Source organism: Deltaproteobacteria bacterium HGW-Deltaproteobacteria-18 (assembly GCA_002841885.1).
Lineage (GTDB): Bacteria > Desulfobacterota > Desulfovibrionia > Desulfovibrionales > Desulfomicrobiaceae > Desulfomicrobium.
Map to the genome: position 1 here is coordinate 287,343 of PHBE01000001.1, position 22,465 is coordinate 309,807.

The following is a 22,465-nucleotide window of genomic DNA, read 5'->3' on the forward strand; positions in this document are numbered from 1 at the left end:
GGAGCTCAGGTCGCCGCGCCGCCGACGAATCCCAGCAGCGCCAGCCCATCGCGGAAAAGCAGCAGCGCCAGGACGATCAGCACGGCGCCCAGCAGGCGCATGGTCCAGACGTAGACCGATCCCCTGAAGAAGGACCGGGACGAACCGACGGCGACGGCCAGCGCGATCTTCGCCCCGATGAGGCAGGCGTAGAAACCCGCGACGAAGGCCGCCGGGGCCAGAAAACCCGCGCCCAGGGCCTTGGTCATCATTGGCGCCCCGACGCTGAACCAGAAAAGGTACGGGTGCGGGCTGAGCATGTTGGCCAGGATGCCCTTGCGAAGCGCCCCCCTGTCTACCTTCCGGGCCTGGAGGTCAAACCCCTTGGTGCGCACGCTTTCATACCCCATGGACAGGATGAAAACGCCTCCGGCGATGGAGACGATTCCCAAGATGCCGTGAAAGGCCGACAGCTTCGAAAGGACGAAAAGCGTCAGGAGAATGATCGGAACGTCGGTGACGACGGGGGCGAGGGCGACTTTGATCCCGGACCTGATGTCATGCCGGAGCGTTTCCGAGATGACCAGCGTGAGCAGCGGGCCCGGAGCGAAACCCGCGGACAGCCCCAGAACAGCTCCTAGTGTCAGAAAATATCCCATGTCGGCCCTGCACAAAAAAGGATGGCCCGGTCACGGCGGCACGCAGCGGGCCACAGGCCGGGAAGCCTGAGAACATAGTTCGCATCCCCGAAAGACACAAGTTGAGGCGCAGCCTAAACAGCCCTTGCGGCGCAGTGCCTCCGCACGCTCCGAGCGCAAAGAATCGCCGTCTGGCGCCGGGATCTTGGATTGTCTCAGCAAAAATGCACGGAAAACGTTTCGTCCTGGTCATTGACCCGCATTTCATAACGACCTCTCATGGTCACCGTCAGCCCCACGGCCGCTCCGGCACGAACCACTTCGGCCACAAGTCCCGCCAACTGATCATCCGGGCAGTCCGCATTGACATGCAGCCCCACGGCTTCATCCGTGTCCGCGAACTGCAGCAAAAAGGCGTTGTGTTCGACAAAGACCAGATCCTCGTAAGCATACGTAAATCCCAGCCCCATAACGGCGAGCAAGTCCTTGACCAGCCCAAGTGGTCGTTTAGCCATATGTCCTCCCTGTGATTCATGATGATTGATGTCATGCGCGACCAGGGATGCCTTTTCCGGAATCGTGCCAATCCTGACAAAGAGCACTACCATGCAAGAAAAACTCATTATTTCAAACAACTAGAATATCTAACTGATATCAGGAAATGATCAATGGCGGAGCAATGCAACCACAAGCCATATATTCCCGCAACAAAAGTGTCGGTAGTGGCAAAACTGTGGATACCCACAACCGCTTCCTCCCTTCGGACCGGCAGGCGGTGGGTTTGCGCCGGGGAATCGCCGAAACATTGATTCGCGCCAGAATACGGACTTCGTAAAACGGCAGAATTTAAGACATGAATACTTGATTAATAACTCACAAGCGAATACTTTTAAAAAAACAGTAACACCAACAACGGAGTATTCATGTCGCCCAAACCGTATTGTCGCCTCGTCCTGTCTCTGTGTTTCCTGGGGCTTGTCCTGTCATTGTTGGCCACTCCCTGCCTGGCCAAGGACACCCTTGTTCTGGCCGTGGGTGGAGAGAATGCCGAGGGCTACGATCCCACCCGCGGGTGGGGGGCATACGGCAATCCCCTGTTCCAGAGCACACTGCTCCGTCGTGACGCCGATCTCAACATCGTGGGGGACTTGGCTACATCATGGCAGCTCAGTGCAGACCGTCTGGCCTGGACCGTCGTTCTGCGCAAAGATGTCAAGTTCTCCGACGGCGCGCCCCTGACCGCCCAGGATGTGGCCTTCACCTTTGAAACCACGGCCAGTGCGGCCGGCCAGATCGATTTGACCGGCATGGCATCAGTAGCGGCCAAGGATGACGCCACCGTGGTTTTCACCCTGGTGAAGCCGGACATCACTTTCATCGACCATCTCGTTACCCTCGGCATCGTGCCCAGGCATCTCTACGGTCCGGACTATGCACGCCGTCCTGTAGGCTCCGGTCCATATAAGTTTGTTCAGTGGGATGAGGGCCAGCAACTCATCGTTGAAGCAAACGAACACTATTATGGTGGCGTCCCACCGATCAAGCGACTGGTATTTCTCTTCACCGAAGAAGATGCCAGCTTCGCCGCGGCCAAGGCCGGCAAGGTCGACGTGGTCGGTGTGCCCTCGTCCCTGGCCAAACAGACCATAGATGGAATGAAGCTCCATGTGGTCAGGAGCGTCGACAACCGTGGGCTCATGTTCCCCATGGGCAAGAACGAGGGCAAGACCACTCCGGCAGGTCTGCCCATCGGCGACGACGTCACCTCCGACCTCGCCATACGCAAGGCCGTCAACTACGCCTTGGACCGCCAAGCCCTGGTCGATGGCATTCTGGAAGGCTTCGGATCCCCCGCATATGGAGTGGCCGACAACTTGCCCTGGGACAACAGCGCAATTCGCATCAAGGACAATGATCCGGTGAAGGCCAAAGCCATTCTGGCCGAGGGCGGATGGAAAGATTCCGACGGAGACGGGATCGTTGAAAAGGATGGCCTGAAGGCCGAATTCACCATTGTCTACAACGCCAAGGACAGCCTGCGACAGAGCCTGGCGCTGGCCGTTGCCGACATGTTGCTGCCCGTGGGCATCAAGGCTCACGTCTCCGGACGCAGCTGGGACGATATCAAGAAGCAGCTGACCCACTCCAACGTGGTTGTCTACGGTTTTGGTGACCACAGTCCACAGGAGATGCTCAAACTCTACCGCACTCCCGGTGAAGAGCCCATGTACTGGAACGCCGGATTCTATTCGAACCCGGTCGTCGACAGTCATTTCGAGCAGGCCATGACCGCTCCTGACTTCAAGGCATCCCTGCCCTTCTGGCAAAAGGCCCAGTGGGACGGGACAACAGGTTTCGGCATTCCCGGCGATGCAGCCTGGGCCTGGATGGTCAACCTCGATCACACCTACTTTGTCAGCCAGTGCCTGGACTTGGGCAAATCCCAGATGGAGCCGCATGGTCATGGCTGGCCGATCACGGCCAACATCCACCAGTGGAAATGGACCTGCGAGTAACCATGCCCCTTGCCCGGCAATCCATATCGGATTCGCCGGGCAAGCACCCCAGGGGAATCATTTCCCGGACATCCAAGTTTCAGCATCCAGGACAACTCCATGCGCTTCATCAGACATCTGCTCCTGAGCCTTTCCCGGATAGCGCTCATTATCGCGGCAGTGGCCGTGCTGTCCTTTGCATTGGTTTCACACTCGCCCATCGACCCCGTAGACGCCTACATGGGCTCGCGCATCATGACCATCAGCCCCGAACACCGTGAACAGATCGCGCGCAACTGGGGTCTGGACCGGCCTGCACCGGAGCGTCTGGCAACCTGGGCCTCCAACCTGATCCGGGGAGATTTCGGCCTGTCGATAATATACAATGAGCCGGTCGTGGACGTCATCGCCAAGCGATTCGCGGCATCGTTGTGGCTCATGGCCGCCGCCTGGGCACTGTCCGGCGTCATCGGATTTGGATTGGGCATCATTGCCGGCATGTATCCGGGCTCTCCAATGGACCGGTGCATCCGCATCTACGCCCTGACCCTGGCCTCGACGCCGACCTTTTGGATTGGGCTTATGCTCCTGGTCGTGTTTGCGGTGGGGCTGGGCTGGGCGCCCATATGCTGCGCGGCACCGCCGGGCGTACCCATGAACGAGGCCTCCCTGCTCCAGCGCCTGCATCATGTGACCCTCCCCGCCTTGACCCTGTGCATTGTCGGCGTGGCCCAGATCGCCATGCACACCCGTGAAAAAATGATCGAGATCAGGCACAGCGAGTACGCGCTGTTCGCCCGGGCCATGGGGGAACGAAACTGGGGCTTCATGCGCCACCATGCCCTGCGTGGCGTAGCCCTGCCGGCCATCACCCTCCAGTTCGCGTCCCTTGGCGAACTTTTTGGCGGTTCAATTCTGGCCGAACAGGTCTTTTCCTACCCAGGTCTGGGCCAAGCCACGGTCCAGGCCGGACTCCGCGGCGATATCCCGCTTTTGCTCGGCATCGTCATCTTCAGCACTGTCTTTGTCTGTACCGGCAATCTCGTGGCCGATATCCTCTACTGGCTGGTGGACCCCCGCATCGCCTCGAAGGTGGAGTCATGAATCGCTTCGAAAAAATCATCGGCACGTTCGGCGATCTGGGGGCTCCGACCAAGCGCGGCAAAAGGCTGCGTCTCATGCTCGCCTGCATCCTGATTTTCTCCGCCCTGATTGCCGCCGCCCAGATCATGGGTACAAGCGGGCTGACCACCAACCTGAAGCTTCGCAACATGCCGCCCAGCCTCTCTTTTCCATTTGGCACGGACTGGCTGGGCCGGGACATGCTGACCCGCACCATCCTCGGGCTATACGAAGGTCTGAAGCTGGGGTTCCTGGCCGCAGCCTGCAGCGGAGTCATCTCCCTGGTTCTGGGCAGCATCGCCGGACTGCGCGGCGGTCACGTTGACCAACTCATCTGCGGCCTGATCAATGTCGTCATGTCCACGCCGCACCTGGTTCTCCTCATACTCATTTCCTTTGTCCTCGGCGGAGGCACCAAAGGTGTCATCCTGGCAGTGGCCCTGTCCCACTGGCCGCAACTGGCCCGGATAATCAGGGCGGAAGTCATGCAGCTCAAAAGCGCCCCCTACATCCACCTTTCCGCCAGATTGGGCCGCTCCAAATCCTGGATCATCCGGAGGCACATGCTGCCCCATCTTGTGCCCCAATGCATGATCGGATTCATGCTGCTTGCCCCCCACGCCATCCTGCACGCCGCCGGCCTGACCTTCCTCGGGTTTGGCGTGTCCCCGCACATCCCCAATATCGGCATGCTGCTGGCCGAATCCATGCGCCAAATCTCCACCGGTTACTGGTGGCTGGCCGTGATCCCGGGAGCAAGCCTGGTGATGATGGTCCTGACCTTTGATACCCTGGCTTCCACGGCCCGCGCCCTTCTCAACCCGAAAACCCGCCAGGAGTGAGCATGCTCTGCGTATCCAACCTTTCTGTCGACTTTGCCCGCTACGGCCAGGCAACCGGTGCACCGGCGGCCATCCGCTCGCTGGACCTGAACGTGGAGGCAGGACGAATCCTGGCCGTGGTCGGCGAGAGCGGTTCCGGGAAAAGCCTTCTGGCCCATGCCATCCTTGGGCTGCTCCCGAACAATTCCCGTGTGGGTGGTTCCATCACCTTCAAGGGCCGTGTCCTCGACCAGAAGAACGTGCAAATCCTGCGCGGCCGGGAAATCGCCCTGATTCCTCAGTCCGTGTCCTATCTGAATCCGCTCAGACGCGTGGGGGCACAGGTATTGCGCGCTACCACACTAAGCGGTCTTGGGCCAAAAGAGGCGGCCAAGGTCCGCGATGCAGCCTTTGACCGCTACGGATTGGGACTGAAAACCCAGTCTCTTTATCCGCATCAAATATCCGGGGGAATGTCGCGCCGTGTCCTTACAGCCACCGCCACCACCGGCAACGCAAGTCTGGTCATTGCCGACGAACCGACCACGGGCCTTGATCAGGCATCGGCGCTCGAATCCCTGCGCCATCTGCGCGAACTGGCCGACAGCGGCACGGCGGTACTGCTCATCACCCACGACATCGAGGCCTCGCTGAACGTGGCGGACCAGGTCGCGGTATTCCTTGGCGGCATGGTCGTGGAAATTGCCGAGACCGCCGATTTCGCAGACATCAGCCACCTGCGCCACCCCTATACGCGGGCGTTGTGGCAGGCATTACCCCATAACGATTTCATGGATGCACCAACGAGATCATACAAGACTGCGGCCTCCGCCCAGGGCTGCGTCTATGCCGCTGACTGCACCATGGCCGGCGCCTTGTGCGGCGAGACGATACCCGCATGGCGAAAGATGAACGGCGGCCGGGTCAGGTGCCACCATGCTTGAGGCCCGTGATCTTTCCTTCCGGTACAAGGCCAGGGCGCCGTGGATCTTTCGCAACCTGTCCATGAGCATCGCCCCGGGAGAGATAATCGGCCTGTCAGGACCAAGCGGCCGGGGCAAATCAACCCTTGCCCGCGTGCTCTGCGGCTACCTGCCCAGTTCAACAGGCTATATCCACGTGGATGGCAAGGAGCCCAAATCCGGTTATCATCCGGTCCAGCTTCTCTTCCAGCACCCGGAACTGGCAGTGAACCCGCGGTTCACCGCACTCCAAATCATGGAAGAGGCCTGGAAACCCGACCCGGCCCTGCTGGACGCACTGTGCATCCGCCCCCAGTGGCTGGAACGTTATCCTCATGAACTGAGCGGAGGCGAACTCCAGCGCATCTGTGTGGCCCGAGCCCTCGACCCACGCACTCGCTATCTCGTGGCCGACGAAATGACCTCCATGCTCGACGCCATCACTCAGGCGCAGATATGGAAAGTCATCTCGGACCAGGTCCGTACTCGTGGCCTGGGCGTATACGTCATCAGCCACAACACGAGCCTGCTGATACGCCTGTGTTCCCGCCAGGACGATTTCTTTACCACTGCCGCGTGATTCTTCAGCCCCTGGGAAATAATCCGTCCGAGAACGGTCGAAGCCTCGCATGCTTGCAGGCATTGGCATCTCCATGTTATGGACCTCAGCCTTCCCCTTCAATCAACCCTGAGGGCAAATCCAGGCGTAGCTGCAAAAACGAGACTTCCAGAATCTCCCCGACCAGACCGGCAAACTCCCCAGTCAAAACCAGATGCGCCCTGCGCAATTGCGATATTGTTGATTCTCAATTGACTTGATAGAATTGTGTCTCATTATCAATTTCTTGAGAGGCACGATCTTACCTGCGCCCAAGACACCACCAATTTATCAGCGAGGTTTGCAACTACGGACTTGCTTTTGGATGTCCAGCAATCCGGGCTCGATTTCACGATTTCATTTGAAGAAGAGACATATCTCGAGTTTCATCTGATATTATTTTGATTGAAAAATCGCAAATCAAAGGATTCAGGCAATATACCATGCACAGAAAAATCATTGGTTCAATACTTGCTTTTTTCCTTCTGCTTGCTTCCAGTGTTCAAGCAGACACAAGCACTATTTCAAAATATGTTCCGCAAGCTCAGGCCGTCGGATCAGGCAGGCTCACCTACATCTTCTGGAATGTCTACGATGCCACGCTGTATGCGCCTGAAGCAAAATGGCGCCAATCCGAACCCTACGCACTCTCCATATCATACCTCCGAAAACTCAAAGGCGATCAGATTGCCAAGACCTCTGCGGAAGCTATCCGGGATCTCGGATTTTCCGATGAATCCACCCTTGATGAATGGTATCGACGAATGCTGATGATATTCCCTGATGTTGACGAGAACACCACACTTATCGGAATACGAAGCAAAAAAGGGCAGACAGTTTTCTATAACAATGGTAAAATTTCAGGAGTCATATCAGACCCCGCTTTTGCCGATTGGTTTTTCGGGATCTGGTTGAATGAAAAGACCCAAAAACCAGAGTTACGAAGAAGTCTATTGGGTCTGTAGTTGAAATAAGCCGCATAAAAAAGGAATATTGAACAGCGTGAAACTTAAAATCATCCTTTTCAGCGTCCTTGTACTCCTTTGTTCTTGTGGCATCAAAGGAGATAAATACACAAATATGCAGCCCACCCTGCGTTTGGAGGAATTTTTTAATGGCCCTGTCAAATTGTGGGGAATAGTTCAGGATCGTAGCGGCAATATTGTGAATCGCTTTGATGCCAGGATTGATGGCCAATGGAATGAAAAAAACGGGGTGCTGGATGAACTTTTCACCTATTACGACACCGGAAAACAAGAAAAAAGAATATGGAAAATCACCAAAATTGACGACCTGCATTACGAAGGCACAGCCAAAGATATAATTGGCACTGCCAATGGCCGGGCATATGGAAATTCTGTATATTTGGCTTAAGGGATGGATATAATAATTGGTGACAGCAGTTTCGGCTTGGCCTTTAAAGACCGGATGTAGGCCATGAGGGATGGCGTAATCATAATCGTTCATATCTCAAGAAGTTCGGCATCACCGTCGCCGAAGTGAGGGTATCACGCTGAATTCTCAAGTAAAACGCCCCATTTGGCCCGTACGTCTCTGGCGAAACAGGGTACGAGAACCTGTTTTGCGGGAATTGAGGATGGGTGTTTCGCCGGAACTTGTGGCCCTGGCGGTCATCGTTGGCCTGGTATCTTCCACCTGGCCGCAGATTGGCACCAACCCGATCATGGCTCTTGTTCTCTCGTGGTCGTTCAAGTGCAACAAGGCAATCACGAGTGGCGTCTCGTTGGTGTTCACCCCCTTTCAATACGCCCTCATGATTCCTTTTCTGCGTCTTGGAGAAACGATCCTTGGCGTCGAACATTTCGAGACAACAGTTCCCGACATCATAAAAATCGTGTTTACGGATCCAATCGGCTCATTCAGCGTTCTCGGCATCCCGCTTCTCCACGCAATCCTCGGTTGGATCAGCGCCTGGGCTCTGGTCGGCCCGACTCTGTTTTTCCCGACGCGTTGGCTCATACGGCGGGTGTCAAACAGAGTATCCAGACCCGGCGCTGCAAGGATTCAAAACAGCTAAGCAGTACGGTACTAAAACAACGCGAATAAAGACGATCTCAAACTGATAGATAACTCATCAATATTATAAACCTTAAACATTGCATCCAGCATTTATGTGAACGTCGACGAACTGTACCTTAGCATGCGCCAGGTAAATTTCGTTGTACCTCAAACAGCTGAAGGTTTTTGTTTGGAGTATTGCCCCCTCGCGAGCATTCCGTTGCGCGGAGGGGGCAGCGCAGCCTAAATCTTGAATTTACTCACCATTTCATCGAGACTCTCAGCCAGGCGGGCCAAAGATTGCGAATTCCCATGCATTGACCGGGCGGTTTCGGCCAATTCGCCCGAAGTGGCATTGACCGACGTCACATCCCTGGCGATGGTTCGCAGCACCGAATCAGCCTGCGCGACGTTCTCGTTGACCTGCTGAACGCCTACAGAGGCCTGTCCGACATTGTCGGCGATGTCGCGGGTCGTAACGGACTGCTCTTCCACCGCCGCCGCAATGCTGCCCACGATTGAGTCCACGTCGTTGATCACGCTGCTGATCTGCCCGATTTCCTGCACTGTCAGCCCCGTGGTCTGCTGGATGCCCTGGATTTTGCCCCGGATCTCCTCGGTGGCACGGGCGGTCTGCTGGGCCAATTCCTTGATCTCGTTGGCGACTACGGCAAAACCGCGCCCCGCGTCTCCAGCCCTGGCCGCCTCGATGGTCGCATTCAGGGCCAGCAGGTTGGTCTGGGAGGAGATGGCCGAGATAGCCTCGGTAACCTTGCCGATATCCTGCGCTGCCGTACCGAGCTCATTGACCTGCACGGAGGCTTTCCCGGCCGCAGCAACAGCCTGTCCGGTTATGTCCTTGGCCTTGCCGGTGCTGACCGAAATTTCCGTAATGGTCGCGCTCATCTCTTCGGAGCTTGAAGCCACAGTTCCCATGTTCACGGTAAATTGCTCCATGGACGCGGCGACGCTGTTCATGTTCGCGCTCATTTCCTCCGCCGAGGCCGCGACAGTATTGGAAGTTCCGGTCATGACATTGGAAGAACTGCTCAGATTGCCTGCAAGTTCCAGCAGCGTATGCGAGGCAATGCGGACCTGACTTGAATTGTTGGCGACGTCCTTGATGATTTTGTGCACTCTGTCCACGAACAGATTGAACCACTCGGCCAGATCCTGGGTTTCCGTGCCGGACTGATCCGTGACCCTTTTGGTAAGATCGCCTTCCCCCTCGGCAATGTCGCGCAGCATGGCGATCATGCGGCCCAGAGGCCCTGTTATACCGTTCGAGATGACCAGGGTCAGCGCCCCACCTACGAGAATGCTGCCGAATGTGATGATCGACAGAATGAGCTTGAGCCGATCAAAGGCGTCCACCGCTTCCAGACCGGCATCCTTTGCGTCATTCTCGACAATTTCGGTCAGCTTGTTGATGTGCTCGCGCATGATGTCGAATTTTTCCGCGCCTTCCGTCATGGCCAGATCGACGGCTTCCGGACTATCGCCCCCGGAGGACTCGGCACGCAGCGCGAGAATCTTTTTTGACACATCTTCCCAAGCCGCCCTGTCTCTGACGTACTGATCAACCAGGCCCTTCTTCTCCGAGGAAAAGCTGACCTCGATGAACTTTTTCAGACGGCTGTCCGCCTGCTCCATATTTTCCTTGTATGATTTCATATTGTTTTCATACTCGGTGCTTCCGGGGGCACTCAACAGCAAGCCCCGCTCGGCCAAGAGCATCTGATGCAGGTCGCGATCCGCTTCGAGCAGGACCGCGGTTCCCGGCAGATCGCGTCTGAGCACCAGAGACAAGTTGCCGTTGATGGACGTGGCCATAAAAAAAGCCACCAGCCCCATGATCCCGATCAAAACGACATTGAGGCCTAGGATGACGAACAGACGTCCACGTATGCGAAATTTATTCAACATGACAACTCCTTTGGAGCAAGGTTGACAAAAAGTTGAAATATTCAATCAAGCTTCTTAATACATTTTAATCAAAGCGAATTGAAATATAATCGCCTTCTCTGATTGTTTTTTGATTCGGCACAAAAGAATCATGTGTTGAATCATGCAACATGCACGTTCTCATGGCAAAGCTAAATGATGTCGAATCCGTTCAATCATGCGAGACATGCTGCATGGCTTCAAAAGTACATCCCTGCTGCTCATACCCAGAGATTCCAGTTCAGCGGAAAGTTCAGTGTCCACGGAACCGGTGTGAATCAAAAAACGCCGACACCGGCCAGACGCGGCCCTGATGAAATCACCACCGTGCATGCCCGGCAATCGCATATCCACAATGCACAAATCCGCCCCATCGCGTTCAAGAATACTCAGGCCCTCCTCCGCAGAAGCCGCAACAAGAATTTCAAACTCATCGTAATCCTCACAATATGCAATGAAACTTGAACGTATCTGTGCTTCATCATCAACAATGAGCACCCTATTAAAATTACTCATTTCCTATCCCACTGAATTACTGCGCACAGGTAACTCTATGACAAATACTGTTCCGTTTCCAGGAGTTGATTTAACGCTCATCTTTCCTCCATGTCCATTGGTAATGATGAAATAGGAAACGGATAATCCCAGACCTGTGCCGATACCTGGGGCCTTGGTGGTAAAGAAAGGCTCAAAAATGCGACGCTGAATATCCGCAGAAATACCAGGCCCGTTGTCCTCAATCTCCATTCGTACCCAGTCTCCCTGACAGAACAGACGGATTTCTATGCGCGGTTCCTCGCAGCCTGCATCCAATGCTTGTGCGGAGTTGCGCAGCAGATTGAGAACTACCTGCTCGATATCGGTTTCCGTGCACTCAATATTTGGGAGAGGTTCGATGTAATGCTTTACGATCGCTATTTTCTTGAAGTCGAAACTCTTCTTCAGGTCGAAATCATTGGATGCCAACGCGAGCGCCTTGTCGATGATTTCAGGCAGACTGCAACTCAAGCGATGAGACTGGCTCAGACGACTGAAGTCGAGCATGTGCCGGATGATGCTTGCAGCGCGTAGCGCCGCTGATTCGATGTCGGCGACAAACAGGTGGAGTTTGCGCGTTTGAGAATACTGCTCCATCACTTCCAGATCAAGGCCTATACGCTTGGCAACCTCCTGGTTCTTTGAAAAATCCGGACGCATGCGCTGAGCCAATGTTTGTACAGCCTGCAAGATGATACCAAGAGGATTATTTATCTCATGAGCGATGCCGGCAGAAATGCCTCCAACGGAAATCATTTTCTCAGTCTGAACCATCATCTCCTGCATTTTTTTATGTTCTGTTATGTCAACCATACTGGCAATGCTGTAATGATCAAGAAAATTGTAATAGATGAGCATGGTGTGCTCTACGCCATCTTTGGCTGTCACGCGACGTTCGTACGCATCAGGAATGTACTTAAAATCAGTGATTTTGCTGCGCTGCCAAGATTCCATGACCGACTTTCTGTACTGAGGATCGGGATAAGCTTTCAGCCACCAGTCATCCAAGGATGGAAGGTCGTCCACTGTATACCCCAGAATCTTGGTGAATGCCTGGTTTACGGCGACAAATCGACCATCATCCAAAGTATAGCAAAGCGGGATCGGAGTCAGATCGAAAAGTCCGCGGAATCTGGCCTCGCTCTGAATGGTTTGGCTGCGCAAAATTCGCTGTTGTCGCAAAAGGTGCAGCAGCCACAGGATGAGCAGTCCCTCCAGAATGATGAAGGCCAAGGCTGCAAGGAGATAATATCCGTAACCATGCCACCGTGATTCCGGCTGGTTGATTACATTGACTTGCTCGGAAATTTCGACGGCGGTCGGATCTATGCCCCAGCGTTTCATCACCGGATAATCAATGGTAACTGAAGTGACTTCTTCGCGAACCACCGGGATGGAAGCGGGATTCCTTCCAGTCCAGATGCGCAAAGCAAGCCCGGCGGCGGTTGCACCCTGATAAAAACCGCTATTGACCCAGCCCCCCAAGGCTCCAAGACCAAGATACATCCCTCCATGCACCAATACCGGCCCAGGCGCGTTCTCCGCAACAAGAGGCATGACGGTTTCGGGATTCAAGGCATGCCCATGTTTATCCTGAAAAAAATCGGAATGATAGACGAGACTCGGGCGGGGAGAATTACGGAGTTTTTCTATCAGTTCAGCCAGATCAAGTCCTTGCCCCTCGTCCAGAAACACGAATGGCCTGTCGATTCGGCCGGATTGGGCCATTTCTTCCAATATGGCACGATTGGCCGCGCCCGTGGTGCTTCTGTCCGTAACCACCAGAATCCGTTCGGCCTGCGGATACAGCTTCAGACCTGTTTCCAGGGTTCTCTCCACATGCATGGTTTCGACGACTCCGGTGAACAATGGAGCCTGGTCAAGCATGCCCGGTCTCAGGCCGTTGACGCCGCAGAACACCACCGGAATATCCGCAAAAATGCTCTGTCCATGCTCAAGCAGAAACAGAAGGGCATCATCATCCAGTGAAAAGATGGTATCGAATTGTTTGCCAACGTATTTCATGGCGTACACTTCCCTTAAAAGCGAAAGGTAGCCCGCATCTCGCAAACGCTTCGTATCCATATATTCAATGAAGATTGCCGTATCAGGCGGCAAGGTCGTTCTAATGCCTCGAATTTCCTCATCAGAAAGCGGCATACCGGGATGATAGGAATTGAGAATCAGTACTCGTTTAGGTTGATCGGCACTCTCTCCCTGGCTGGAGGCCGTCGCGATTGGCGAAAGCATGAAAATCGCGCAGGCGAGGACGGCCGAAGCAAAAATCAATGCGTGCCGCCCTCTATTTGAAAAATGCCGCATAACTATCATACCGATTACATCCATCTCAATCCGAGTTTATTTATATATCATCTCACAACACGTAAAGACATGGCAAAGTCAAAGCAATCAATTTTCTCTCAGATAGCATCTTTCTTTCGAAAAAGCTCATGAGGAAACAACTACCGAGATACCTATGGAGGCTGGACATCCGTGCGACTGTATCAGCGAGCACCTTGAAGCTGCAAGCTCCAAATGTCTTTCCGCTAGATCGTTGAACAACTCGGATGGAGTCTGACCAGCGTTCAGCGCGTCATCTACGCCGAAATCATCAACGGGATCTCCGACCCGGAGAACAAACGAGCCACGACAAAGAAAACTGCGCAATTCGTCATGGAAGTGAGGGTGAGAGTCTCCAGACGAGTGCGATTCAACAAGATCAGAATTCTCGTGGTTCAAAAACGTCTCTGGATCACTGACCGTTGGAGGGTGCGGTCGTGAAACTCGAACTAATGGCTTACCGATCTTCTTCAAAGCTACGTCCAATTCATCGATTCCGGCTCCAATATCAACATAACAAATAGATTCTTGCTTAATTCATTTACAAATCAAATTTGACTTTACGCCAGACACATGTATTTTAATCAATATTTTCATTACCTTAAATATTCATTTTAATTATTTTGCCATACTATTCGTAACCATAACGCTTTTTAATTAATTATTTTATAGATATATAATTTTTGATAATTCATTTCTAAATTCAAAAAATTTGAGAAGCAACCACTCATGACATTGCAGCAACAGTTTGCGCTGACATCATGCATTCTTGGACTTCAACGTGAAATCGTTGCTGTTAATTTTTTTTGCACTGCAGAAGAATTTGAAGTCTATCCTATTCCGCAATTCAAGAGAAAGCACACATTCTGTTCAATGGTGCGTCTCGCATCTATAGGACACGGCCGCAAGGCGCTGAGCAGTAACTTTCGCTGTCGCGGGGCCAGTGAAGTTTTTCGTTTTGTGGAACCCGGAGCGGATTCAATTTCCGGAGAACGGCTTTTCGGCTTCGGACTCTATGCGCATCGCGAGCTGGCAGGCAAGGTCCAGACATCCATGGCCCGACTCGCTACCTCCTGTTCCGGCATTGCGGTCCTTCCGCTCTCGTCCTGCACGTCCCTACCACAAAGTATCGTCATCGTGGTCGACGCCTACCAGGCCATGCGACTGGTCCAGGCGTGGGCGTATCATCACGGGCTTCTCGAAGATCTCGCGATCGCCGGCAACAGGGGAATCTGTTCCGAATGCGTGGCCAGACCACTGACCACCGGCAAACTCCACCTGTCGATGCTGTGCGCGAACACAAGGCATGTCGCGCGCTGGTCCGATCAGGAAATGGGAATAGGCCTGCCAGGCGATAAGCTGGGCATATTGCTGGACGGGCTGATCAGAACCATTCCCGCTGTCGAGACATCCGCTCGGAAGCAAGCCATCTTGCGGCGCTGCGAGGAAGCCGAAGTGGAGTTCTCCGTGCCTGAAGGAAAAGCCTATTTCATACGCGGATGAAGTCCGATGTCATCCCTCACGGTGCTCCCATACTTTGAATTGGATTTTTAGGTGCACATTTTCCGGCCCCATCATTTTCTAAATCCAACACCATAACCCCTGTCATGTGGAGGTTTTCATGCGCATTGTTCTTACCTTGCTGGCTCTCGTATTGATAGTGTCCGCTTCAACTCCTGCCCCGGCCGCAACGTGGAAGATGCGTTTCGGCCACGACCAGACCGAGCAGAGCCCGCATCAGGATGCGGCGCTCTATCTCAAAAAGCTGATCGAGGAAGGTTCCGAAGGGGACATCGAAGTGACCGTTTACCCGAACCAACTGCTTGGAACAGGCGTCCAGATGGTCGAAATGGCCCGGGCGGGAGCGGTGGAGATGATCGCCGTCCCGACGGCCCGAATCCAGGTGGTGGCACCCGCCTTCCAGTTGCTCGACCTTCCCTTTCTCTTCCCGACGAAACAGGAACTCTATGATGTCCTGTTTGCAGATCTCGGCAGGGAACTGTTCAAGACCCTGGAATCTAACAACCTGCACGGCTTGACGTACTGGGGCATGGGCTTCAAGCAGTTCACTGGCAATTTTCCGATTCACGCCCCCGCCGACTTCAAAGGCAAAAAAATCCGCGTGATGCCCTCGCCTGTGATCCGGGAACAATTTCTCGCCCTGGGTGCGAGCCCCGTATCCATCGATTTCCACGAACTCTACAATGCCCTGCAGCAGGGCGTGGTAGATGGACAGGAAAATCCGCTTGTCGGCATTACGACCATGAAACTCTACGAGGTCCAGAAACACATGACCCTGTCAAACCACGCGTTCCTCGCCTACGGGGTGGTGGTCAACAAGTCCTTTTTCGACGCACTGCCCGACAATTACCAGACTCTCCTGACCGAGGCAGCCGCAAAGTCCTCCAAATACGAACTTGATCTCATCGAGAAGCGCGACCAGGGCTTCCTCGACACCATCATCAAGGCCGGTGTCGAAGTGAGCACCCTTACTCCCAGCCAGACCGCCGCGTTCCAGGAAGCCCTGAAACCGGTCTACGACTGGTTCCGCAAGAATGTGGAAGGCGGGGCCCATTTCCTCGACATGCTGCACAAATAAACAGCTAGCCCGGGCGGAGAGAACCTGCGCCCGGGTTTTGGATGCACCACATTGAAACTGCTCAAAATCGGCAACGCCATCCTCACTGCCGTCATCCGGAACATCCTGGGCGGCATCATTCTGTTTTCCAGCCTACTGCTGTTCGTCAACGTCGTGATGCGCTACGTCTTTCTCGCTCCGATCTTCTGGGCCGAGGAACTGGCCCGCTACCTCATGGTCTGGATGATCTTCCTGGGCGCGGGACTCCTGGCCGGTGAAGAGGGGCACATCTCGGTCAATGCGATCACGCGGTTTCTGACTCCTCGTTCCAACCTGATGCTGTCGCGCATCGTCCGTGTCGTCGGCCTCATCTTCTGCATAGTCCTGACCTGGTACGGCTGGAAGCACGCGATGAGCGTCCGCAATTCCCTCCAGGTCACGGCCGCTCTGGACATACCGATGTGGCTGACCTACCTGGCCATCCCCGTAGGCGGAGCGATAATGGTGCTGCGCTATGCGACGCACCTGGGACCGCGCAAGGATCCAGAAGAATGATCGCGGCCGTCTTCCTCCTGCTCGCCATCCTGATCGGGCTCAATGTGCCCATATTCATTTCACTGGCGGCGACGGCCTTCATCATCTTCGCCGCCTATTCCAGAATACCGCTGGAGATCCTCCCGCAGAGAATGTTCGCGGGGGTCGAAGGGATGACCCTCCTGTCCATCCCCTTCTACATGCTGGCCGCCCAGATCATGGGCCGCGGGGGCGTCACCGCACGGCTGATCAATTTCGCCCGGGCCATGGTCGGGCATCTGCCAGGCGGCCTGGCCATTTGTGGCGTGCTGAGCTGCCTTTTTTTCGCCGCCATCACAGGCTCCACCGCCGCCACTGTCGTCGCGGTCGGCAGCCTCCTCTACCCGGCGCTGATTGAAGCAGGGTATGACGAACGCTTCTCAATCGGGCTGGTGACCTGTACGCCCCTGCTCGGAATGATCATCCCCCCAAGCAACGCCATGATTATCTACGGGTCCATTTCAACGGTCTCTGTCGGAGCCCTTTTCATGTCAGGGTTCGGAGCCGGGATCGTTTTCGTCGCCCTGTACTCGGCCTGGTGCTTCATTTATGCGAAATGGCGCAAGCTGCCCCTTCTGCCGCGCGCCAAACTCAAAGAAGTCCTTCACACCGGATCGGACGCATCCTGGGGATTGGGATTTCCCGTCATCATCCTCGGCGGAATCTACACGGGAATCTTTACCCCAACGGAATCCGCCGCCGTCGCAGTCGTGTACGCAATCTTCATCACGGTGTTCATACACAGGGAGCTCAGCATCCGGGATTTGTGGTCGATCTGCTGCCAGACCGGCGTGATGTCCGCCCGCATCCTGATCATGGTCGCCGCCGCGACGCTTTTCTCGTGGCTGCTCACAGTCGAGAACATCACCACGCAACTGGTCTCTCCCATCTTGGCGTTGCAGCCCTCACCAAACGGCGTCCTGTTCCTCGTCAACGTGCTCATGCTCGTCACCGGGATGTTCATCGACGTGTTTTCCAACATCCTGATAATATGCCCGCTCGTCTCACCCCTGATTCATTCCGCTGGCATAAGCGACCTGCATTTCGGCATCATCGCAGCGATCAACAGCGACATCGGCAACATCACGCCGCCCTTCGGGCTCAATCTCTTCATCGCGAGCGGTGCCTTCGGGGTCAGCTATTTCAGCGTCATCCGAGCCGTGCTTCCGTGGCTTGGTCTGGCACTGCTGTGCCTGGCCATCGTCACATATGTCCCTGAAATCAGCCTCTGGCTGCCGAAACTGCTCTACAAGACGATCTGAAACAGCCCATACGCCAAAGCTGCCCGGATTCCTCAATCGCACTTCAGTTCGCAACCCCTCACCATAGGGCGTACGACTTTGTCTACGATGCCTGCGCGAACGGGCAGCAGATCAAATCTCTGACCGTGATGGACGAATACACGCGTGAATGCCTGGCTATAGACGTTGCCGGGAGCATCAGGTCGGGCTGGGTGATCGAGGTGCTGTCCCGCCTGATCAGCGAACGTGGAGCCCCTCTGAGTCTGCGTTCTGACAACGGCCCGGAGTTCGTGTCGAAGGCGCTGCTCAAATGGGCGGCTCGGGAGTCTCTGGATCTGGCGCTGATTGAGCCCGGGAAGCCGTGGCAGAACGGTTTGAACGAAAGTTTTAACGGTAAATTTCGCGACGAATGTCTGTCGATGGAATGGTTCCGGTGTCGGGCCAAGGCTCGGGTTGTGATCGAGGAATGGTGACGGCACTACAACTCCGTTCGCCCGCATTCAAGCCTGAACAACATGACACCCGAACACTTCTGTCGGCAGTATGGATAAAACCTGAACAGGGGGAAAACCCTCAAGACTTGAGTGGTCCGAAGTTTCCCGGCAGGTCAGTTCCTCCAGTCCTGCCATTCCGGCCAGCGGCTGTTCACGATTCTGAACACAACCAAACCGAGCCACTTCTCTCTCACTGTTTTACCCGTTCACCCCTTATCAGTCAGAGAAGGGGTGACACTCCCGTCACGCCTCCAGAAAATTCATTAGCTGTATCTTTCTTTCCCCAAACATTGCATGTAGGTATAAATTATTTCTGATTCATACCCGAAAATTCGCAAGTTTTGTCGCCGCAGCAACTTCAAGCAAAATATAAATGGCTGTGTAGAAAGATATAACCACAAAAAAGATCCCCAAGGACTATTTCATGGAAAGACAGCTAATATTGAACGCTGTCCTGGAGACCACTCGTGACGGGTTCTGGCTCGTTTCGTTCGACGGTTTCATAAAGGACGTAAACAGCGCATACTGTCGCATGTCTGGCTACGACAGACAGGAGCTCATTTCCAGGCACATTTCCGACCTCGACACGCACGATGGCCCAAGAGAAGTCCGGGAACGGCTCAAAGCCATCAGGCTCAAAGGCTCGGAACTCTTTGAATCGAAACATATTCGAAAGGACGGCGGCCTCTTCGACGTTGAAATTTCAACAACGTGGCTCGACCTTTCTGACGGTCTGTTTGTGGCATTCCTTCGCGACATCACCGTGCGCAAGGAAAGCGAACAGGCACTGCGCCAAAGCGAGGAAAACTACCGGCAGCTTTTCGAGGCCGGGTCAGACGCCATCTTCCTCATCGACAACCAATCGGGACGCATCCTTGAGGCCAACTCTGCGGCATCATCACTCTATGGCTACAGCCACGCAGAGCTTCTGGACATGCGCAACCTCGACCTCTCTTCCGAACCGGAACAAACGAACCGCGTCACGCGCACATCACCTCCCGACCCGGGGCAGGTTGTGCACATTCCCTTGCGCTACCACCGCAGGAAAAACGGACAGACCTTTCCCGTGGAAATTTCCGGTCGGTTCTTTATTCATCAGGACCGCCCGGTTCATATCGCAGCCATTCGCGATATTACGGAAAAGCAAACAATAATCGAAGCGCTCAGGGCCAGCGAAGAGCGTTATGCCCTCATTCTCAAAGGCTCTAACGACGGCTTCTGGGACTGGGACCTTAGTAGCGGTAAAGTTTTCTTTTCCGACAGATGGAAGGAGATCATTGGGTTTAATCCCGAGGAAATCTCCAATGAAGTGGAGCAATGGTCCAGCCGGCTGCATCCGGAAGATCTGGCGCGAGTGATCGAAGAAAACGAACGCTGCCGACGAGGTGAAATTCCGTCTTTCGCAGTGGAATACCGGATGCTTCACAAGGATGGCTCCTACCGCTGGATTTTTGGCCGTGGCTCCTCGAAATGCGACACTCAAGGCCGTGTCATCCGCCTGAGCGGAACCCACTCAGACATAACTGTTCGCAAGGAGGCTGAAAACGCGCTGCGTGACAGCGAGGCGAGATACCGCCAACTTTTTGAAGCCAACCCTCATCCGATGTGGGTCTACGATCTCGAGACACTGCGTTTCTTGGCTGTAAATAATGCAGCCGTTTCGCATTATGGCTTCAGCCGTGAAGAATTTCTACGCATGACGATCGACAACATCCGACCTGGTGAAGACCTGCGGGCTTTGCTGAAAAACGTGTCCAACGTGACCGGCGGCTTGGACAAGGCGGGTGAATGCCAACATCGCAGGAAAGACAATTCCGTTATTCATGTCGAGATCACGTCCCACGCTCTCACATTTGGGGGACGCAAGGCAGAGCTTGTGCTCGCTCATGACATCACAAAACAAAAAGAATCCGAAAAGCGCCAAACGCTGCATGCACGCGTCCTGAGCATACTCAACCGCCCCAACGAATGGACGGATCTCCTCCTGGACCTCCTCAAGGAAATCAAGGAGTTCAGTGCAATAGGCGCGGTCGGCATCCGACTCAAACATCTTGAAGACTATCCGTATTATGTTCAGGATGGTTTTCCCAATGATTTCATTATTAAAGACAACCTTCTAGCCTTTAAATCGGACGGTTCTGTCCGGCGCGATGAAAATGAACAACCGATTCCAGACTGCACATGCGGCATGGTAATTACAGGAGACTATCCGCCAGGGCATCCGCTTTTTTCACCCGGCGGAAGCTTCTGGACCAATGATCTGTCCGCGTTCCGCGATGAAAAAGACAAAACCGGGCTAAATCTCTTTACCCGCCCCCATTGCCTCCAGCAAAACATCCGATCGTTAGCCATAATTCCTTTGCGCAGTGGCAATACGACCATCGGTCTGTTACAGTTCAGTGACCACAAGCCAGGGCTTTTCAACCCTGAGCTTATCTCCTTCTTTGAAGAACTGGGACACAGCATCGGCATTGCTTCGACCCGCATGAACGCAGAGCGCAAGCTCCGTGAAAGCAAGGCCCTTCTCGACACGGCTGCACGCATCGCCCGTTTCGGCGGATGGAGTGTGAATCTTGCCAAAAATACGGTCGAATGGTCCGACCAGGTGGCCGCCATTCACGACATGCCTAAAGGTTATTCCCCCAGTGTTGAAGAAGGAATAAATTTCTATGCCCCCCAGTGGCACGAAAAAATCCAGGCGGTCTTTGGGGCTTGCATCGAGCAAGGCGACCCCTATGACGAGGAGATGCAGATTGTCACTGCAACAGGAAATCACGTCTGGATCCGAACCACGGGTGAGGCGCTCCGCGATAAAAACGGCAGAATCATTGGCGCCCAAGGAGCCTTCCAAGACATTTCTGAACAAACGCAGATTAAACTCGCCCTCATTCAGGCCAAAGAGGATGCCGAGGCGGCAAACAAGGCCAAAAGCGCCTTTCTGGCCAACATGAGTCATGAAATACGTACTCCTCTGAACGGTATCATGGCCATGATGCAACTTTTGGAGATGTCCACTCTCAACGCCGAACAGAATCAATTCGTTTCCATGGCAATCAATTCGGCCGACAGATTGACCCGATTGCTCTCTGACCTGCTCGACATCTCCCGCATTGAGGCTGGAAAAATGACCCTTCATGAAGATGAAATCAGACCGGCGGACCTCTGTCGATCCGTTCTTGAACTTTTCCTCATTCCGGCTCGCATCAAAGGAATTCGATTGGAGCACTCCATCGATCCCACTCTTCCGGCCACGCTGCTTTGTGATGAATCGAGACTGCGACAAATTCTTTTCAATCTCGTTGGCAACGCGGTCAAGTTCACAGAGAAGGGCGAAGTCAAGCTTGAGTTGACGTCGTTAACGTCCCAAAACGGTCGCGTTCAAGTTCTGATCAGTGTTACCGATACGGGCATCGGCATTCAGAGCGACCAACTCGACAAACTCTTTCAGCCCTTCGTGCAAATCGAAAACTCCTATACCAGGAGATTCCAGGGCGCAGGCCTCGGTCTGTCCATCGTTCGCAGGCTCGTGCAGTTCATGGGTGGGCACATTTCCATAGATAGCGTGTACGGAGAGGGAACGGCAGTTCACGTGATGCTGCCCTTCAAACTGAAGCAGGATTGCGACGCAGGGCATATCCCCAATCGCGACGAGGGGGGGACACCTCAAATATTGCGAGTGCTGCTGGCCGAAGACGAATCATCCAATGCCGCCGGTATAAAGGTCCTGCTCCAAAATTGCGGACATGTTGTCACCGTGGCTGGAAACGGCAAAGAGGCGCTTGAACAACTCGAACAAAACGATTTTGACGTGATCCTGATGGACATTCAGATGCCGTTCATGAACGGCATCGAAGTGACGCGGGCAATCAGATCGTCAGACAAATTGGGTTCAAAGAAAAACATCCCGATCATCGCCATGACTGCATACGCCATGAGTGGGGACAGAGAAAAATTCTTGGCTTCGGGAGTTGATGGGTACTTGGGCAAGCCCTTCAAACTTCAGGACCTACTGCAAATTCTAAAAAAACACACCCCGGGCCTGGGACAATGTGATCGCCGAATGCGTTACACCCATCGCGCATAGTCGCGCACTCACGCATAGCCACCCAGGAGCGCTGCGCATC

18 protein-coding genes and 1 pseudogene are annotated in these 22,465 nt (G+C 54.4%); 14 read left to right on the top strand and 5 right to left on the bottom strand.

The annotated features are described in order from the left end of the window. Window positions 1–5: 5 nt before the first annotated feature. Together CVU60_01320 and CVU60_01325 are read right to left on the bottom strand one after the other, a co-directional pair. A complete protein-coding gene (locus CVU60_01320) occupies window positions 6–638 on the bottom strand; it encodes a hypothetical protein (protein ID PKN43685.1) in 633 nt (210 codons plus the stop codon). Window positions 639–832: 194 nt separating this feature from the next. Next, window positions 833–1,225 carry a hypothetical protein gene (locus CVU60_01325; GenBank protein PKN43686.1) on the bottom strand — a complete coding sequence of 131 codons (393 nt, stop codon included), beginning with the start codon at window positions 1,223–1,225 and terminating at the stop codon, window positions 833–835. Window positions 1,226–1,540: 315 nt separating this feature from the next. Between CVU60_01325 and CVU60_01330 the strand changes: the two genes are divergently transcribed. From CVU60_01330 to CVU60_01365, 8 genes are all read left to right on the top strand, one after another. Continuing rightward, window positions 1,541–3,133, top strand: a complete 1,593-nt coding sequence (locus CVU60_01330) for a nickel ABC transporter substrate-binding protein (protein ID PKN43687.1) — start codon at window positions 1,541–1,543, stop codon at window positions 3,131–3,133. A 99-nt stretch (window positions 3,134–3,232) separates the two neighbouring features. Further along, window positions 3,233–4,216 carry an ABC transporter permease gene (locus CVU60_01335; protein ID PKN43688.1) on the top strand — a complete coding sequence of 328 codons (984 nt, stop codon included), beginning with the start codon at window positions 3,233–3,235 and terminating at the stop codon, window positions 4,214–4,216. Continuing rightward, window positions 4,213–5,076, top strand: a complete 864-nt coding sequence (locus CVU60_01340; protein PKN43689.1) for an ABC transporter permease — start codon at window positions 4,213–4,215, stop codon at window positions 5,074–5,076. The genes CVU60_01335 and CVU60_01340 overlap by 4 nt, the downstream gene beginning before the upstream one ends. A 2-nt stretch (window positions 5,077–5,078) precedes the next feature. Continuing rightward, window positions 5,079–5,999 carry a peptide ABC transporter ATP-binding protein gene (locus tag CVU60_01345; protein PKN43690.1) on the top strand — a complete coding sequence of 307 codons (921 nt, stop codon included), beginning with the start codon at window positions 5,079–5,081 and terminating at the stop codon, window positions 5,997–5,999. Then, window positions 5,992–6,597, top strand: a complete 606-nt coding sequence (locus tag CVU60_01350) for an ABC transporter ATP-binding protein (protein PKN43691.1) — start codon at window positions 5,992–5,994, stop codon at window positions 6,595–6,597. Before CVU60_01345 ends, CVU60_01350 begins: the two co-directional genes overlap by 8 nt. A 461-nt stretch (window positions 6,598–7,058) precedes the next feature. Further along, window positions 7,059–7,580, top strand: coding sequence for a hypothetical protein (locus CVU60_01355; GenBank protein PKN43692.1), 522 nt, complete (start codon window positions 7,059–7,061; stop codon window positions 7,578–7,580). 115 nt (window positions 7,581–7,695) lie between these two features. Beyond that, window positions 7,696–7,989: a hypothetical protein gene (locus tag CVU60_01360; GenBank protein ID PKN43693.1), complete on the top strand. Its 294-nt coding sequence runs from the start codon at window positions 7,696–7,698 to the stop codon at window positions 7,987–7,989. A gap of 223 nt (window positions 7,990–8,212) precedes the next feature. After that, a complete protein-coding gene (locus CVU60_01365) occupies window positions 8,213–8,653 on the top strand; it encodes a hypothetical protein (GenBank protein ID PKN43694.1) in 441 nt (146 codons plus the stop codon). Between the two features lie 224 nt (window positions 8,654–8,877). Here CVU60_01365 and CVU60_01370 read toward each other — a convergent pair whose 3' ends face one another. From CVU60_01370 to CVU60_01380, 3 genes are all read right to left on the bottom strand, one after another. Next, window positions 8,878–10,107, bottom strand: coding sequence for a hypothetical protein (locus CVU60_01370; protein PKN43733.1), 1,230 nt, complete (start codon window positions 10,105–10,107; stop codon window positions 8,878–8,880). A 612-nt stretch (window positions 10,108–10,719) separates the two neighbouring features. Then, entirely contained in the window at window positions 10,720–11,094 is a 375-nt protein-coding gene (locus tag CVU60_01375; protein PKN43695.1) for a two-component system response regulator, read from the bottom strand. Window positions 11,095–11,097: 3 nt separating this feature from the next. After that, window positions 11,098–13,461 carry a hypothetical protein gene (locus CVU60_01380; GenBank protein PKN43696.1) on the bottom strand — a complete coding sequence of 788 codons (2,364 nt, stop codon included), beginning with the start codon at window positions 13,459–13,461 and terminating at the stop codon, window positions 11,098–11,100. Window positions 13,462–14,184: 723 nt separating this feature from the next. On the opposite strand from CVU60_01380, the gene CVU60_01385 reads away from it, so the two are divergent. The 6 genes and pseudogenes from CVU60_01385 (at window position 14,185) to CVU60_01410 (ending at window position 22,425) form a co-directional block, all read left to right on the top strand. Next, window positions 14,185–14,958, top strand: a complete 774-nt coding sequence (locus CVU60_01385; GenBank protein PKN43697.1) for a hypothetical protein — start codon at window positions 14,185–14,187, stop codon at window positions 14,956–14,958. 118 nt (window positions 14,959–15,076) lie between these two features. Next, complete coding sequence (locus CVU60_01390; protein PKN43698.1) at window positions 15,077–16,054, top strand: C4-dicarboxylate ABC transporter substrate-binding protein; 978 nt, start codon at window positions 15,077–15,079, stop codon at window positions 16,052–16,054. Window positions 16,055–16,105: 51 nt separating this feature from the next. Further along, on the top strand, window positions 16,106–16,588 hold the full coding sequence (locus tag CVU60_01395) for a TRAP transporter small permease (protein PKN43699.1): 483 nt from the start codon (window positions 16,106–16,108) through the stop codon (window positions 16,586–16,588). Further along, window positions 16,585–17,868 (top strand): C4-dicarboxylate ABC transporter permease, encoded by a 1,284-nt coding sequence (locus tag CVU60_01400; GenBank protein PKN43700.1) that lies wholly within the window; start codon window positions 16,585–16,587, stop codon window positions 17,866–17,868. The genes CVU60_01395 and CVU60_01400 overlap by 4 nt, the downstream gene beginning before the upstream one ends. A gap of 68 nt (window positions 17,869–17,936) precedes the next feature. Beyond that, a pseudogene (locus CVU60_01405) lies at window positions 17,937–18,398 on the top strand (IS3 family transposase). A 367-nt stretch (window positions 18,399–18,765) separates the two neighbouring features. Continuing rightward, on the top strand, window positions 18,766–22,425 hold the full coding sequence (locus CVU60_01410; protein PKN43701.1) for a hypothetical protein: 3,660 nt from the start codon (window positions 18,766–18,768) through the stop codon (window positions 22,423–22,425). Window positions 22,426–22,465: the final 40 nt, after the last annotated feature.